This is a genomic window from Streptomyces sp. MCA2, assembly GCF_023544705.1.
Lineage (GTDB): Bacteria > Actinomycetota > Actinomycetes > Streptomycetales > Streptomycetaceae > Streptomyces > Streptomyces decoyicus.
In genome coordinates, this window is the sequence record NZ_JAMJFM010000082.1 from 1 (window position 1) to 13386 (window position 13386).

At 68.5% G+C, this 13386-nt stretch carries 11 protein-coding genes and 1 tRNA gene; 3 read left to right on the forward strand and 9 right to left on the reverse strand.

What is annotated here, in order from left to right:
• Positions 1-641 (forward strand): SIMPL domain-containing protein (locus M8I34_RS38915; RefSeq protein ID WP_250057829.1); only part of this gene is annotated, 641 nt, incomplete at its 5' end.
• Positions 642-786: 145 nt separating this feature from the next.
• Positions 787-2223 carry a pyruvate kinase gene (pyk, locus tag M8I34_RS38920; protein WP_250057830.1) on the forward strand — a complete coding sequence of 479 codons (1437 nt, stop codon included), beginning with the start codon at positions 787-789 and terminating at the stop codon, positions 2221-2223.
• Positions 2224-2275: 52 nt separating this feature from the next.
• On the opposite strand, the gene M8I34_RS38925 is transcribed toward pyk, so the two are convergent.
• On the reverse strand, positions 2276-3064 hold the full coding sequence (locus M8I34_RS38925; RefSeq protein WP_250057831.1) for a helix-turn-helix domain-containing protein: 789 nt from the start codon (positions 3062-3064) through the stop codon (positions 2276-2278).
• An 84-nt stretch (positions 3065-3148) separates the two neighbouring features.
• Positions 3149-3231 (reverse strand) — tRNA-Leu (locus tag M8I34_RS38930).
• A 76-nt stretch (positions 3232-3307) separates the two neighbouring features.
• Between M8I34_RS38930 and M8I34_RS38935 the strand changes: the two genes are divergently transcribed.
• Positions 3308-3973 (forward strand): response regulator, encoded by a 666-nt coding sequence (locus M8I34_RS38935; RefSeq protein WP_284051308.1) that lies wholly within the window; start codon positions 3308-3310, stop codon positions 3971-3973.
• 97 nt (positions 3974-4070) lie between these two features.
• On the opposite strand, the gene M8I34_RS38940 is transcribed toward M8I34_RS38935, so the two are convergent.
• From M8I34_RS38940 to M8I34_RS38970, 7 genes are all read right to left on the reverse strand, one after another.
• Positions 4071-4787, reverse strand: coding sequence for an ABC transporter ATP-binding protein (locus M8I34_RS38940; RefSeq protein ID WP_244415502.1), 717 nt, complete (start codon positions 4785-4787; stop codon positions 4071-4073).
• Positions 4784-5782 carry an ABC transporter ATP-binding protein gene (locus M8I34_RS38945; protein WP_250057832.1) on the reverse strand — a complete coding sequence of 333 codons (999 nt, stop codon included), beginning with the start codon at positions 5780-5782 and terminating at the stop codon, positions 4784-4786. The genes M8I34_RS38940 and M8I34_RS38945 overlap by 4 nt, the downstream gene beginning before the upstream one ends.
• 5 nt (positions 5783-5787) lie before the next feature.
• Positions 5788-7584 (reverse strand): branched-chain amino acid ABC transporter permease, encoded by a 1797-nt coding sequence (locus M8I34_RS38950; protein ID WP_250057833.1) that lies wholly within the window; start codon positions 7582-7584, stop codon positions 5788-5790.
• 5 nt (positions 7585-7589) lie between these two features.
• Positions 7590-8519, reverse strand: a complete 930-nt coding sequence (locus M8I34_RS38955) for a branched-chain amino acid ABC transporter permease (RefSeq protein ID WP_250057834.1) — start codon at positions 8517-8519, stop codon at positions 7590-7592.
• A 212-nt stretch (positions 8520-8731) separates the two neighbouring features.
• Entirely contained in the window at positions 8732-9952 is a 1221-nt protein-coding gene (locus M8I34_RS38960; RefSeq protein ID WP_250057846.1) for a branched-chain amino acid ABC transporter substrate-binding protein, read from the reverse strand.
• A gap of 487 nt (positions 9953-10439) precedes the next feature.
• Positions 10440-10913: a PaaI family thioesterase gene (locus tag M8I34_RS38965; RefSeq protein ID WP_250057835.1), complete on the reverse strand. Its 474-nt coding sequence runs from the start codon at positions 10911-10913 to the stop codon at positions 10440-10442.
• Positions 10914-11027: 114 nt separating this feature from the next.
• Positions 11028-13313: an FdhF/YdeP family oxidoreductase gene (locus M8I34_RS38970; protein ID WP_250057836.1), complete on the reverse strand. Its 2286-nt coding sequence runs from the start codon at positions 13311-13313 to the stop codon at positions 11028-11030.
• Positions 13314-13386 lie beyond the last annotated feature (73 nt).

The window sequence follows — 13386 nt, forward strand, 5'->3', positions numbered from 1 at the left end:
GCGGCGAAGCCCGCCTCGAAGTCGACCCCGAAATCGCCCGCATCGCCGTCACCGTCAGCGCCCGCGGCACCGACCGCACTGCCGCCCTCACCGACCTCACCCGCCGCAACGAACAAGCCCTCACCCTCATCAAGAGCTACGGCGACGCCCTCGAAAAACTCGAAACCGGCACCTTCAGCCTCACCCCCCAGCTCACCGAAAGAGGCCGCCACGAACGCATCCGCGCCTACCACGGACGCGTCACCCACACCGCCACCCTCAACGACTTCACCACCCTCGGCGAACTCACCACCCGCCTCGCCGACCTCGACCTCACCCGCGTCGACGGCCCCTGGTGGGCCCTGCGCCCCGACTCACCCGCCCACCGCAATGCCCGCACCCAAGCCGTCCGCGAAGCCGTCCAGCGCGCCCGCGAATACGCCGAAGCCCTCGGCGCCCGCCTCGACGCCCTGCTCGAAATCGCCGACCTCGGCGCCGAAAATGCCGCCCCCGTCCCACTTCAGGCCCCCATGGGCTCCCACCGCGGATACGGCGGCGCCCCCGTCCAGGAATCCGCCCCCGCCCTAGATCTCGAACCCCAACGCCAAGCCGTCCACGCCAATGTCAACGCACGCTTTACGATGACCCGTCCCGCACTCTGAGACCACCACGCGCAAGGATGACATTCCGCTCATCAGAGCGCCTCCGCGCGCATTCCATTACTTGTCAACAGCCTTTCATCAAGCGCTCGTTGAGCAGTCACTTTCTTACACTTCCCTACCGCCCGGTAAGTCATAGAGTCGAAACATGCGCCGAGCAAAGATTGTCTGCACACTGGGACCCGCCACCGACTCGTACGAGCAGATCAAAGCCCTCGTCGACGCCGGAATGGACCTTGCCCGCTTCAACCTCAGCCACGGCACCTACGCCGACCACGAGGCACGATTCGACCGGGTCCGCAAAGCATCCGAAGAAACCCGCCGCAGCGTCGGCATCCTCGCCGACCTTCAAGGCCCGAAGATCCGACTCGGCCGATTCCGCGAAGGTCCTGTACTTCTCGAACGCGACGACGAGTTCACCATCACCGTGGAACCCGCAGTAGAAGGCGACCGCCAGATCTGCGGCACCACCTACAACGGCCTCGCCGCCGACGTCACCACCGGCGAACGCATCCTCGTCGACGACGGAAAAGTCACCCTCGAAGTCACCGGCGTCGACGGACCCCGCGTCCACACCAAGGTCATCGAAGGCGGCATGGTCTCCGACCACAAAGGCCTCAACCTCCCCGGCGTCGCCGTCTCCGTCCCCGCCCTCTCCGAAAAGGACCAGGACGACCTCCGCTGGGCCCTGCGCTACGGCGCCGACATCATCGCCCTCTCCTTCGTCCGCAGCGGCCGCGACATCGAAGACGTCCACCGCATCATGCGCGAAGAAGACCGTTTCCTCCCCGTCATCGCCAAGGTCGAAAAGCCCCAGGCCGTCGACAACATCGACGACATCGTCGCCGCCTTCGACGGCATCATGGTCGCCCGCGGCGACCTCGGCGTCGAAATGCCCCTCGAAACCGTCCCGATCGTCCAAAAGCGCGCCATCAAACTGGCCAAGCGCAACGCCAAACCGGTCATCGTCGCCACCCAGATGCTCGACTCGATGATCGACAACTCCCGCCCCACCCGCGCCGAAGCCTCCGACGTCGCCAACGCCGTCATCGACGGCACCGACGCCGTCATGCTCTCCGGCGAAACCAGCGTCGGCAAATACCCCACCGAGACCGTCAAGACCATGAGCCGCATCGTCGAGGCCGCCGAGGAAGACCTCCTCGCCAAGGGCCTCCCGCCGCTCACCGAGGCCAACAAGCCCCGCACCCAGGGCGGCGCCGTCGCCCGCGCCGCCGCCGACATGGGCGACTTCCTCGGCGCCAAATTCCTCGTCGCCTTCACCCAGTCCGGCGACACCGTCCGCCGCCTCTCCCGCTACCGGTCGCCCATCCCGCTCCTGGCCTTCACCCCCGACCCGGCCACCCGCTCCCAGCTCAACGTCAGCTGGGGCGTGGAAACCTTCCTCGGCCCGACCGTCAACTCCACCGACGAGATGGTCGCCCAGGTCGACGAGCAGCTCCTCAAGATCGGCCGCTGTCAGAAGGGCGACGTCGTCATCATCACCGCCGGCTCCCCGCCCGGCGTCCCCGGCTCCACCAACCTCGTCCGCGTCCACCACATCGGCGAGGACGACTCCCCGAAGTAGCCCCACCCGCACCGCGATTCCGCTGGGCCGAGGTACCTGACTGCCGTCCCTGTCAGTACTTCGGCCCGATGTGTCGGTCCATGAGGGCGACGGAGGCTTTGCGGGCCACGGAGATGTTGAACGGGTCGCTGCCGCGGGCCAGGACGGTCCACTGGACGCCGACTTTGGTGAGGGTGTCCGAGAAGAGCCGCCGGATGTCATCGGACTTGTTGGAGAAGAAGTACCGCGGATACTCGTAGCGTTTGCGCTCACCGCCGACCATGCGCGTCGTCCAGTTGGTGATCCGGCAGCCGTCGGAGTGGATCAGCCCTCGGATGAAGTCCCACGGGTGCTCGTCCACGATCCGCTGCTGCCAGGGTTCGAGCATGATCAGCCGCTCGTGCTTCTTGCCGGGCCCGTGCTGCGGGAACATGCACCATAAGTGCTTCGAGTAGACCTTTACGTTGTGGCAGCCGGTCTTGCGCACCCGGCACACGGAGTTGTCGGGGAAGACCGCCCGCATAGCGGCCTCGCAGGCGTCCATGAGGCCCGGCCAGTCGTCACCGCACGCGATCATGAGACTTGGCACGCGGTGCGCCGAATACTGGATGATGTGGCCGTCGCCGAGGTAGAGGGCCAAGAGGTAGGCGTACGCCGCGGTATCGAGTTCGCGTCCGTCGCACCGCGGGCATTTCGGGTTGTGGGCACCTGGGCACTCTCCGCGTCGCGCGCGGTCCATGTGCAGCCAATAGCTGACGGTGCCGAGGGGGAGATCCAACGCGCGGGCCACGTCCGCGTTCCTTGCCCCCGCGCGGAGCTGGGCGATTGCCTTGTGGCGCGCATCCGTGCCGTGGAAGTTCATGACATCACTGTGCGTGACGCTTCATGAGGGCAGGGCGAAAATGCGTGCGATCCACGCGAAGGTGGAGTTCTGCTTGTTCAAGGGTGCCCGGTGTGGGATTCGAACCCACATGCCCAAGGGCACGGCTGTTTGAGAGCCGCGTGTCTGACCAGTTCCACCAACCGGGCCGGTTGCGAGAGACACCCTACCGTGTGCATCACTATGGCCGCCTCTAGGTAGGCTGCAATGGCACCACCTGCCTGAATGAGGAGTCCCGTGAGCGCCGCCGAGCCCGAGCAGCCCGCCGCCGATGACGATCAGTCGCACGTCCCGCCGCTGACCACGCGCGTCGTGATCGCCGAGGACGAGGCCCTCATCCGTCTCGACCTCAAAGAGATGCTGGAGGAAGAGGGCTACACCGTCGTCGGCGAGGCCGGGGACGGGCAGACCGCCGTGGAGCTGGCCCGGGAGCACCGTCCCGATCTGGTGATCCTGGATGTGAAGATGCCGGTGCTGGACGGCATCTCGGCGGCCGAGAAGATCGCCGAGGAGAGCATCGCGCCGGTGCTGATGCTGACCGCGTTCTCGCAGCGTGAGCTGGTGGAGCGGGCGCGGGACGCGGGTGCGATGGCGTATCTGGTGAAGCCGTTCTCGAAGACCGATGTGGTTCCGGCGATCGAGATGGCGGTGAGCCGGTTCACCGAGCTGAGGACGCTGGAGCAGGAGGTCGCGGATCTCACGCAGCGGCTGGAGACCCGGAAGCTGGTGGACCGGGCGAAGAGCATTCTCCAGACGCAGTACGGGCTGACGGAGCCGGCTGCGTTCCGGTGGATCCAGAAGACGTCGATGGACCGTCGGCTGTCGATGCAGCAGGTTGCCGAGGCGGTCATCGAGGACGCCGAGGAGAAGAAGCAGCAGAAGGACCAGTAGCCCGGGAGCAGCCGGGCTCGTCCTGAGTGTGCGAGCGGCCCCGTACCGATCTTCGTCGGTGCGGGGCCGCTCGCGTTGGTGCGGGTGCGGGTGCGGGTCAGTCCTCGCCGAGGTAGGCCTTGCGGACGGATTCGTCGTGGAGGAGGGAGGGGCCGGTGCCGGAGAGGACGATGCGGCCGATTTCCATGACGTGTCCTTGGTCGGCGAGGGAGAGCGCGGCTTGGGCGTTCTGTTCGACGAGGAGGATGGTGGTGCCTTGGGAGCGGAGTTCGCGGATGGTTTCCATGATCTTCTGCATCATGATCGGGGAGAGGCCCATGGAGGGCTCGTCGAGCATGAGGAGTTTGGGGCGGGACATGAGGGCGCGGCCCATGGCGAGCATTTGTTGTTCGCCGCCGGAGAGGGTGCCGGAGGCTTGTTTGCTGCGTTCGCCGAGGATGGGGAAGAGTTCGTAGACGCGTTGGATGTCTTTTTCGATGCCGTCGGCGTCTTTGCGGAGGAAGGCGCCGAGTTTGAGGTTTTCGGCGATGGTGAGGCGGGGGAAGAGGCGGCGGCCTTCGGGGGAGTGGGCGAGGCCGCGTTCGACGATTTTGTGGGCGGGGACGCCGTTGAGGGGTTCGCCGTCGAAGGTGATCTTGCCGGCGAGGGGTTTGAGGAGGCCGGAGAGGGTGCGCAGGGTGGTGGTTTTGCCGGCGCCGTTGGTGCCGATGAGGGTGACGGCCTGGCCGGCTTCGACGGAGAACGAGATGCCTTTGACGGCTTCGATCTTGCCGTAGGCGACGCGTAGGTCCTCGACTTCGAGCAGTGCGGTCATGGGGTGTCTCCGGTCTGTCCCTGGGCCGGTTGGTCCGGCGGAGCGGCCCCGTCTGTGGTGTCGGGTTCTCCTGCCGCGTCGGGGGTGGTGGCTGCTTTTGGTGTGGGGGCCGGGTCCGTGGGGGTTGCGGTGTCCGTCGAGTTCGCCGTGTCCGTCGGGGTTGCCGGGTCCGTGGTGTCGTCCGGGGCCGGTATGCCGTCGACCGGGGTGCCGAGGTAGGCGGCGATGACGCGTTCGTCGGCCTGGACGACCTCCGAGGTGCCTTCGACGAGTTTCTGTCCTTGGACGAGGACGGCGACGCGGTCGCACATGTTGAAGATGAAGCGCATGTCGTGCTCGATGACGAGGACGGCGATGCCCTGTGCGCGGATGGCGAGGACGAGGTCCTGGGTGGCGCGGGTTTCCTGGGGGTTCATGCCGGCGGTGGGTTCGTCCAGGAGCAGCAGGCCGGGTTCGCTGGCGAGGGCGCGGGCGATTTCGAGCTTGCGTTGTTCGCCGTAGGGGAGGTTGCGGGCGAGGTGGTCGCGTTTGTGGGCGAGGCCGGTGAATTCGAGGAGTTCCATGGCGCGTTGTTCGCTGCCGAGTTCGGCTTTTTTGAAGCCGGGGCCTCGGAGCAGTGCGGACCAGAGTCCTTCTTTGGTGCGGGTGTGCCGTCCGACGAGGACGTTTTCGAGGACGGTCATGTTGGCGAAGAGGCGGATGTTCTGGAAGGTGCGGGCGACGCCGGCTTGGGTGACGAGGTGGGGTTTGCGGGAGAGGCGGGTGCCTCGGTAGCTGACGGTGCCTTCGGTGGGCACGTACAGGCCGGTGAGGCAGTTGAAGAAGGTGGTTTTGCCGGCGCCGTTGGGGCCGATGAGGCCGACGATTTCGCCGGTGCCGACGGTGAGGCTGACGCCGCGGACGGCGGTGAGTCCGCCGAAGCGCATGGTGACGCCGTCGGCTCGCAGGACGGTGTCGGTGTCAGTGGCGGGTGCGAGGCTGGGTGTTGTGGTCATGGTCGTCACGCCTTTGCCTGGGTGGCGCCGAGGGTGGCGTCTGCGTCGGGGAGGCGCTGGTCGGGTACGTCGAGTTGGCCGGTTTCGTGGAATTCGAGCTGCTTCCTGCGGTCGGGGATGAGCCCTTCGGGGCGGAAGCGCATGAGGAGGACGAGGGCGATGCCGAAGAGGAGGAGTTGGTAGTCCTGGAGGAAGTCGAGTTTGGCGGGGATGAGGAAGAGGAGGGCGGCGCCGACGAGGGGGCCGCTGAGGGTTCCCATGCCGCCGAGGATGACGGCGGCGAGGAGGAAGGCGGAGTTGGGGGGCTGGGGGCCGGCGAACTGGAATTGTTCGGGGGTGGCCGTGGTGACGACGTGGGCGTGGACGGTGCCGGCGAGTCCGGCGAGGGATGCGCCGAGGGCGAAGGCCAGGAGGCGGAGGCGGAAGCTGTTGATGCCCATGGCGATGGCGGCGGTTTCGTCTTCGCGGATGGCGATCCAGGCGCGGCCGATGCGGGAGGCGGCGGCGCGTCGGAAGACGAGGACGACGAAGGCGGTCACGAGGATCATCAGCAGGTAGTAGTTGCCGTAGGTGGCGACGGGGATGCCGAGGATGTCGTGGGGTTCGCCGAAGTTGAAGCCGAAGATTTCGAGGTTGGGGATGTTGGGGATGCCCATGGCGCCGTTGGTGACGTCGGGGCCGGTGGTGCCGTTGAGGTTGAGCATGGCGATGCGGAAGATCTCACCGAAGCCGAGGGTGACGATGGCGAGGTAGTCGCCGCGTAGGCGGAGGGTGGGGGCGCCGATGAGGACGCCGAAGACGAGGGAGGCGGCGGCGCCGGTGAGGAGGGCCGCCCAGAAGGGGAAGTGGAAGCCGAGGGCGGATTCGGGGGAGCCGGAGACGAGGGCGGCGGCGTAGGCGCCGACGCCGAGGAAGGCGACGTATCCGAGGTCGAGGAGGCCGGCGAGGCCGACGACGACGTTGAGGCCCAGGGCGACGGTCGCGAAGATCAGGATGTTGGCCCCGATGATCGTGTACTGGTCGGTGTCCTGGGTGAAGGGGAAGCAGGCGGCGGCGATGAAGGCCGCGCCGAGGGCCACGCCGCGGTGGGTGTGGGTGAGTGCGGTCAGGCGCGCGATGAGTCCGGCCCGGTTGAGGGCGGGGAGGGCCAGCACCATGAAGATCAGGTAGCCGACGAAGGGGGCGCCGTCGTCGGTGTCGATGCCGTAGGTGAAGGCGAGGAGCCCGGCGGCGAAGGCGGCGGCGATGATCAGGATCTCGGCCCAGGACGGGAGTTCGCGGGTGCGGCGCCGTAGGGGGCTGGCGGCGAGGGTGGCGGTGAAGCGCTGCCAGGGGCCCGTGGGTGGCTGGTCGGCGGCCTGGTCGGGGGGCAGTGCGAGGGCGCCGGCGAGGGTGAGCAGGGAGGTGACGGCCGCGACGGCGCCGCCCGGTTCGAGGTTGATCAGGCCGTTGAGGTGGACGGCGATGGCGATGAGCGTGAACCAGGTGGCGGCGAAGGTGGCGAGGGCCGCGAGGAGGGTGGGGGCGTTGCGCCCTGCGGGGGTGAGCCATTGCAGGCCTCGTATGCCGAGGGCCGCGAGGGCGAAGAGCAGGGTGAGGAGGCCGCCGACGAGGGTGACGAGCTGGAGCCCGGCGGGGGAGAAGTAGTAGGTGAGGTCGCCGGGGAAGTCGCTGCTCCAGGTCCAGGCGAGGCCGGTGGTGGCGGCGGTGGCGAGGGCGCCTGCGGCGGTGAGGAGGCGGGCGGTGCGCTCGGGGAGCGGGATCAGGCCGCGGGCCGGGGTGGTGGTGGTTTTCGTGGTCATCGGTATCACGCCCGATCCGCGACGCGTTCGCCCAGGAGGCCTTGTGGTCTCAAGAGGAGTACGAGGATGAGGAGGACGAACGCCCAGACGTCCTTCCAGGCTCCGCCGCCGAATTGCTCCATGCCGGGTATTTCCTCGATGTAGGCGGTGGCGAGGGATTCGGCGATGCCGAGGACGACGCCGCCGAGCATGGCGCCGTAGATGTTGCCGATGCCGCCGAGCACGGCCGCGGTGAAGGCCTTGAGGCCCATGATGAAGCCCATGCGGAACTGGACCTCGCCGGTGCGCAGGCCGTAGGCGACGGCGGCGACGCCGGCGAAGGCGGCGCCGATGGCGAAGGCGAGGACGATGATGCGGTCGGTGTTGATGCCCATGAGCTTGGCGGTGTCGGGGTCCTGGGCGGTGGCCTGCATGGCGCGGCCGCTGCGGGTTTTGGCGACGAAGAAGCCTAGGGCGATCATGCAGGCGGGGGCGGCGATGAGGACGAAGAGGTCGCCGCGTTGGACGGTGGCGCCCAGGATGTCGAAGGCGTGGCCCTTGAACTGAGGGAAGACGCGGGCCTGTTTGCCGTCGGGGTACCACTTCCAGATGGCCTGCTGGAGGGCGATGGACAGGCCGATGGCGGTGATGAGGGGGGCGAGGCGGGGGGCGCCGCGCAGCGGTCGGTAGGCGAATCGTTCGGCTGCTATGCCGACGAGGACGGATACGGCGATGCCGCCGAGGAGCATGACCGGCAGGGCGAGGGCGAGTGAGGTGCCGGCGGGCAGAGCGAGGAAGACGCTGAGCGCTCCGAAGCCGCCGACCATGAATATCTCGCCGTGGGCGAAGTTGATGAGCTGGACAATTCCGTAGACCATCGTGTAGCCGATCGCGATGAGTCCGTACATCGCGCCGAGGATGAGTCCGTTGGCCAGCTGCTGCGGGAGTTCGCTCACCGCAGGGCCTCCGTTGCGTGGGTGTGAGGGATCCGGGCCGGTGGGTGTGAGGGGTCCGGGCCGGAGGGGAGTAGAGGGGGCCGTCCCGGGCGGGAGCGGGGGATCCGGGCCGGGCGGGGCGGGGGAGAGTCCGGGGTGCCCCGGTGTGCCACGGGCCGCGCCAGGGTCGTTCGTCTGTCCTGGCGCGGCCCGGGGTGGTGTGGTGCGGTCGGTCAGCTCTTGTCGAACTTCTTGAATTCGGCGCTGAAGCGGGAGGCCCAGGCACCCTTTTCGACCTGGTATGCGGTGATCATGGTGTTGGTGGTGTCGCCGTATTTGTCGAAGGCGATGGGGCCGGTGACGCCGTCGAAGGTGACCTTGTTCATGGCGTCGACGACCTTCTTGCGGGCGTCGTCGGGCAGCTTGCCGTCGTTGTCCGCGACGACCTTCTTCACGGCCTGGATGATGGCCCAGGTCGAGTCGTAGGTGGAGCCGCCGTAGGCCTCGTAGGACTCCTTGAAGCCGGCTGCCTTGTAGCCGGCGATGAACTTCTTGGCGGAGGGGAGTTCCTCGACGGGCTTGCCGACGGAGGAGGCGTAGTCGCCCGCTGCCTTCTTGTTGAGCTTGATGTAGTCGCCGCTGTACATGCCGTCGCCGCCCATGAGGGGGACGGTGACGCCGCCGTCCTTGAGCTGCTGGCTGAGCGGGCCGGAGGCCGGGTATTCGCCGCCGTAGAAGACCAGGTCGGGCTTGGCGGACTTGACCTTGGAGACGACGGCCTTGAAGTCACGGTCGTCGGGGCTGACGTGCTCGGTGCCGACGATCTTGCCGCCGAGCTTGCTGAACTGGTCCTTGAAGGAGGAGGCGAGGCCGACGCCGTAGGTCTTCTGGTCGTCGATGACGTAGGCCTTCTTGACCTTCATCTTCTCCCACGCGTACTGGCCGTCGAAGGCGCCTTGCACTTCGTCGGTGGTGGCGGTGCGGAAGTAGGTGGGGAAGGGGCGTACGCGCTTGTTCTGCTTCCAGTCCTTGCCCTGGGTCAGGTCGGGAGTGGTGTTCGCCGGGGAGATCAGCGTGAGGTTGTTCTGTTTGGAGACCTGCTGCATGGACTGGGCGACGCCGGAGTTGAGGGGTCCGACGATGCCGAGGACGTCCTTGTCGCCGGCGAGTTTGGTGGCGTTCTGCTGGCCGGCGTTGGGCAGGGCCTTGTCGTCGAGGGCTTCGAGTTTGAAGGTGACGCCCTTGACCTCGCCGGCTTTGTTGGCGTTGTCGATGGCGAGCTGGGCGGAGTTGCGGATGCCCAGGCCCAGCGCGGAGAGCTCGCCGGTGGTGGGGGCGTCGAGGCCGATGACGACCGTGGACTTTCCTTCGCCGCTCTTGGTGTCGTCGCCGCGCGAGCCGCACGCGGAGAGTGCGAGGGCGCCGGTGGTGACTGCGGTGGTGAGGATGAGCAAGGAACGGTGACGCACGATCAGTCCTTTCCCTGGCGCGGCCACGACTGTCGCATGGCCGTTTCGCTCGCCGGGCTGTACGGGCCGCACAGGGTCCGTGCTTGCAGCGCGCCCGGCGGCGCGGTGACTGGCGGTGACTCTAGAGCGGTGTTCGCCGGACCGGCAGAGGCGCTGACCAGGATGTGACGCTCTTGTTATGACCTTCGATGAGCGTTATGCCGTTATGGTCCTTACACCGGAGGGCGAACACGGTGCGGAGGACGAACTCGCACTTCCACGGGGGGATGAGGCGTGTGGTGACGGTGCGGGCGTCCGGATAGCGGATGCGGTGGGCGCGACGGCGCCGGGTCCCTTGGGGGGTATGGGCGGTGCGGCCGGTGGCGCATGGCGTCCGTGTTACGCAGGGTTACGGGAATGCGTACGGCCCCGCTCCCGTGGGCCGGGTGCGGGGCCGTTTCCGGCGGGCGGCAAGGCGCCGGCCGGGGGTGGGTCAGCTGCGGTAGGCGTCGGTGTCCGTCTCGCGCAGCATGCAGGTCAGACGGGCGGTGCAGACCCGCTTGCCGTCCTCGTCGGTGATGACGATTTCGTAGGTGGCGGTGGACCGGCCGCGGTGTACGGGGGTGGCGACGCCGGTGACCAGTCCGGAGCGGGCGCCGCGGTGGTGGGTGCAGTTGAGGTCGACGCCGACGGCGGCTTTGGTGGGGCCGCCGTGCAGCATGGAGCCGACGGAGCCGAGGGTTTCGGCGAGGACGGCGGAGGCGCCGCCGTGCAGGAGTCCGTAGGGCTGGGTGTTGCCCTCGACGGGCATGGTGCCGACGACGCGCTCCGGGGCCGCCTCGGTGACCTGCACGCTCATCCGCTCGCCGAGGTGTCCGGCGGAGAAGAGCGCGGGCAGGTCGAGGCCCAGGCCGGCCCACTGGTCGAGGATCTCCTGCGGAAACTTGGTCGTGCTGTGCTCACCCATGCCTACGGCTCCGTTCGCTCGCCCGTGATCGTGGTCGATCCGTGCCTGTTCCTATCAGGCCCCTGAGCAAGCGCTCAGCGCGGGGTTGTTGTTCCCGCTCCGGCCCGGTGGCGGTCAGTCCTCGCGGGCGCTCTCCAGGCGGATCACGATCGACTTGGAGGCCGGGGTGTTGCTGGTGTCGGCGGTGTGGTCGAGCGGGATCAGGACATTGGTCTCGGGGTAGTAGGCGGCCGCGCAGCCGCGGGCCGTCGGGTAGTGCACGACGCGGAAGCCGGCCGCGCGCCGCTCGCTGCCGTCGGTCCATTCGCTGACCAGGTCGGTGTACGCCCCGTCGGCCAGGCCCCGTTCGCGGGCGTCGTCGGGGTGGACGAGGACGACGCGGCGGCCGTTCTTGATGCCGCGGTAGCGGTCGTCGAGGCCGTAGATCGTGGTGTTGTACTGGTCGTGGGAGCGCAGCGTCTGGAGCAGCAGCCGCCCTTCGGGGACGGCGGGGTATTCGACGGGCGCGGCGGTGAAGTTGGCCTTCCCGGTGGCGGTGGGGAAGCTGCGGCTGTCCCGGGGGGCGTGCGGGAGGGCGAAGCCTCCGGGGCGGGCAACCTTGGTGTTGAAGTCCTCGAAGCCCGGGATGACATGGGAGATGCGGTCGCGGATCGCCGCGTAGTCCTTCTCGAACTCCTCCCAGGGGGTGCGGCTGCCGGCGCCCAGGACGCGGCGGGCCAGGCGGGCGACGATGGCCGTCTCGGACAGCAGCTGGGGGCTCGCGGGTGCCAGGCGGCCGCGGGAGGCGTGCACCATGCCCATGGAGTCCTCGACGGTCACGAACTGTTCGCCGCCGGCTTGCAGATCGCGTTCGGTGCGGCCCAGGGTCGGCAGGATCAGCGCACGGGCGCCGGTGATCGCGTGCGAGCGGTTGAGCTTGGTGGAGACGTGGACGGTCAGCCGGGCGCGGCGCATGGCGGCCTCGGTGACGTCGGTGTCCGGGGTGGCGGAGACGAAGTTGCCGCCCATCGCGAAGAACACCTTGGCCTGCCCGTCGCGCAGGGCGCGGATGGCCCGGACGACGTCGAGTCCGTGCTCACGGGGCGGGGCGAAGCCGAACTCCTTCTCCAGGGCGTCGAGGAAGGCGGGTGCGGGCCGCTCGAAGATGCCCATGGTGCGGTCGCCCTGGACGTTGCTGTGGCCGCGTACGGGGCAGACGCCGGCTCCGGGGCGGCCGATGTTGCCGCGCAGCAGGAGGAAGTTGACGACTTCCTGGATGGTGGGGACGGAGTGCTTGTGCTGGGTCAGGCCCATCGCCCAGCACACGATGGTGCGGCGCGAGGCGAGGACCATGGCCAGGGCGCGGTCGATCTCCTCGCGGGTCAGGCCGGTGGCGCGCAGCGTCTCGTCCCAGTCGTCGTCGGCGCGGGCCCGTTGCGCGAACTCCTCGAAGCCGTGGGTGTGGGTGCGGATGAAGTCCTCGTCGAGGGCTCCGTCGGTGTCGAGGACGAGGCGGTTGAGGGCGCGGAAGAGTGCCTGGTCGCCGCCGAGGCGGACCTGGAGGAAGAGGTCGGTGAGCGCGGTGCCGCCGCCGGCCAGGCCGCGCGGGGTCTGCGGGTTCTTGAAGCGTTCCAGGCCGGCTTCGGGCAGCGGATTGATCGAGATGATCTTCGTGCCGCCGGCCTTGGCCTTCTCCAGGGCGGTGAGCATCCGCGGGTGGTTGGTGCCCGGGTTCTGCCCGGCGACGATGATCAGGTCGGCCTGGTAGAGGTCCTCCAGCAGGACGCTGCCCTTGCCGATGCCGATGGTCTCCGTCAGTGCGGAGCCCGACGACTCGTGGCACATGTTGGAGCAGTCGGGGAGGTTGTTGGTGCCGAATTCGCGGGCGAAGAGCTGGTAGAGGAAGGCGGCCTCGTTGCTGGTGCGGCCGGAGGTGTAGAAGACGGCCTCGTCGGGGGAGCCGAGGGCGGTCAGCTCCTCGCCGATGAGGTCGAAGGCCCGCTCCCAGGTCACCGGCTCGTAGTGGTCGGCGCCCTCGGCGAGGTACATGGGGTGGGTGAGGCGGCCCTGCTGGCCGAGCCAGTAGCCGCTGCGGGTCGCGAGATCGGCGACGGAGTGGGCGGCGAAGAAGTCCGGGGTGACGCGGCGCAGCGTGGCCTCTTCGGCGACGGCCTTGGCGCCGTTCTCGCAGAATTCGGCGGCGTGCGGCTTGTCGGGCTCGGGCCAGGCGCAGCCGGGGCAGTCGAAGCCGTCGCGCTGGTTGACGCGCAGGAGGGTGAGGGCGGTACGGCGTATGCCCATCTGCTGCTGGGAGATGCGCAGGGCGTGGGTGATGGCGGGCAGGCCGACGGCCGAGTGCTGGGGTTCGCCGACCTGGGGCGCGTCCTGGACGGGATCCGATGCGGGCGGCTTGCCTGCCATGGCGCTCTCCCTTGAGCCGTGAACTGGTGCTCGCTCCGCCGGGCGCGGCGGATCGTTGCCGTACACATCTGAT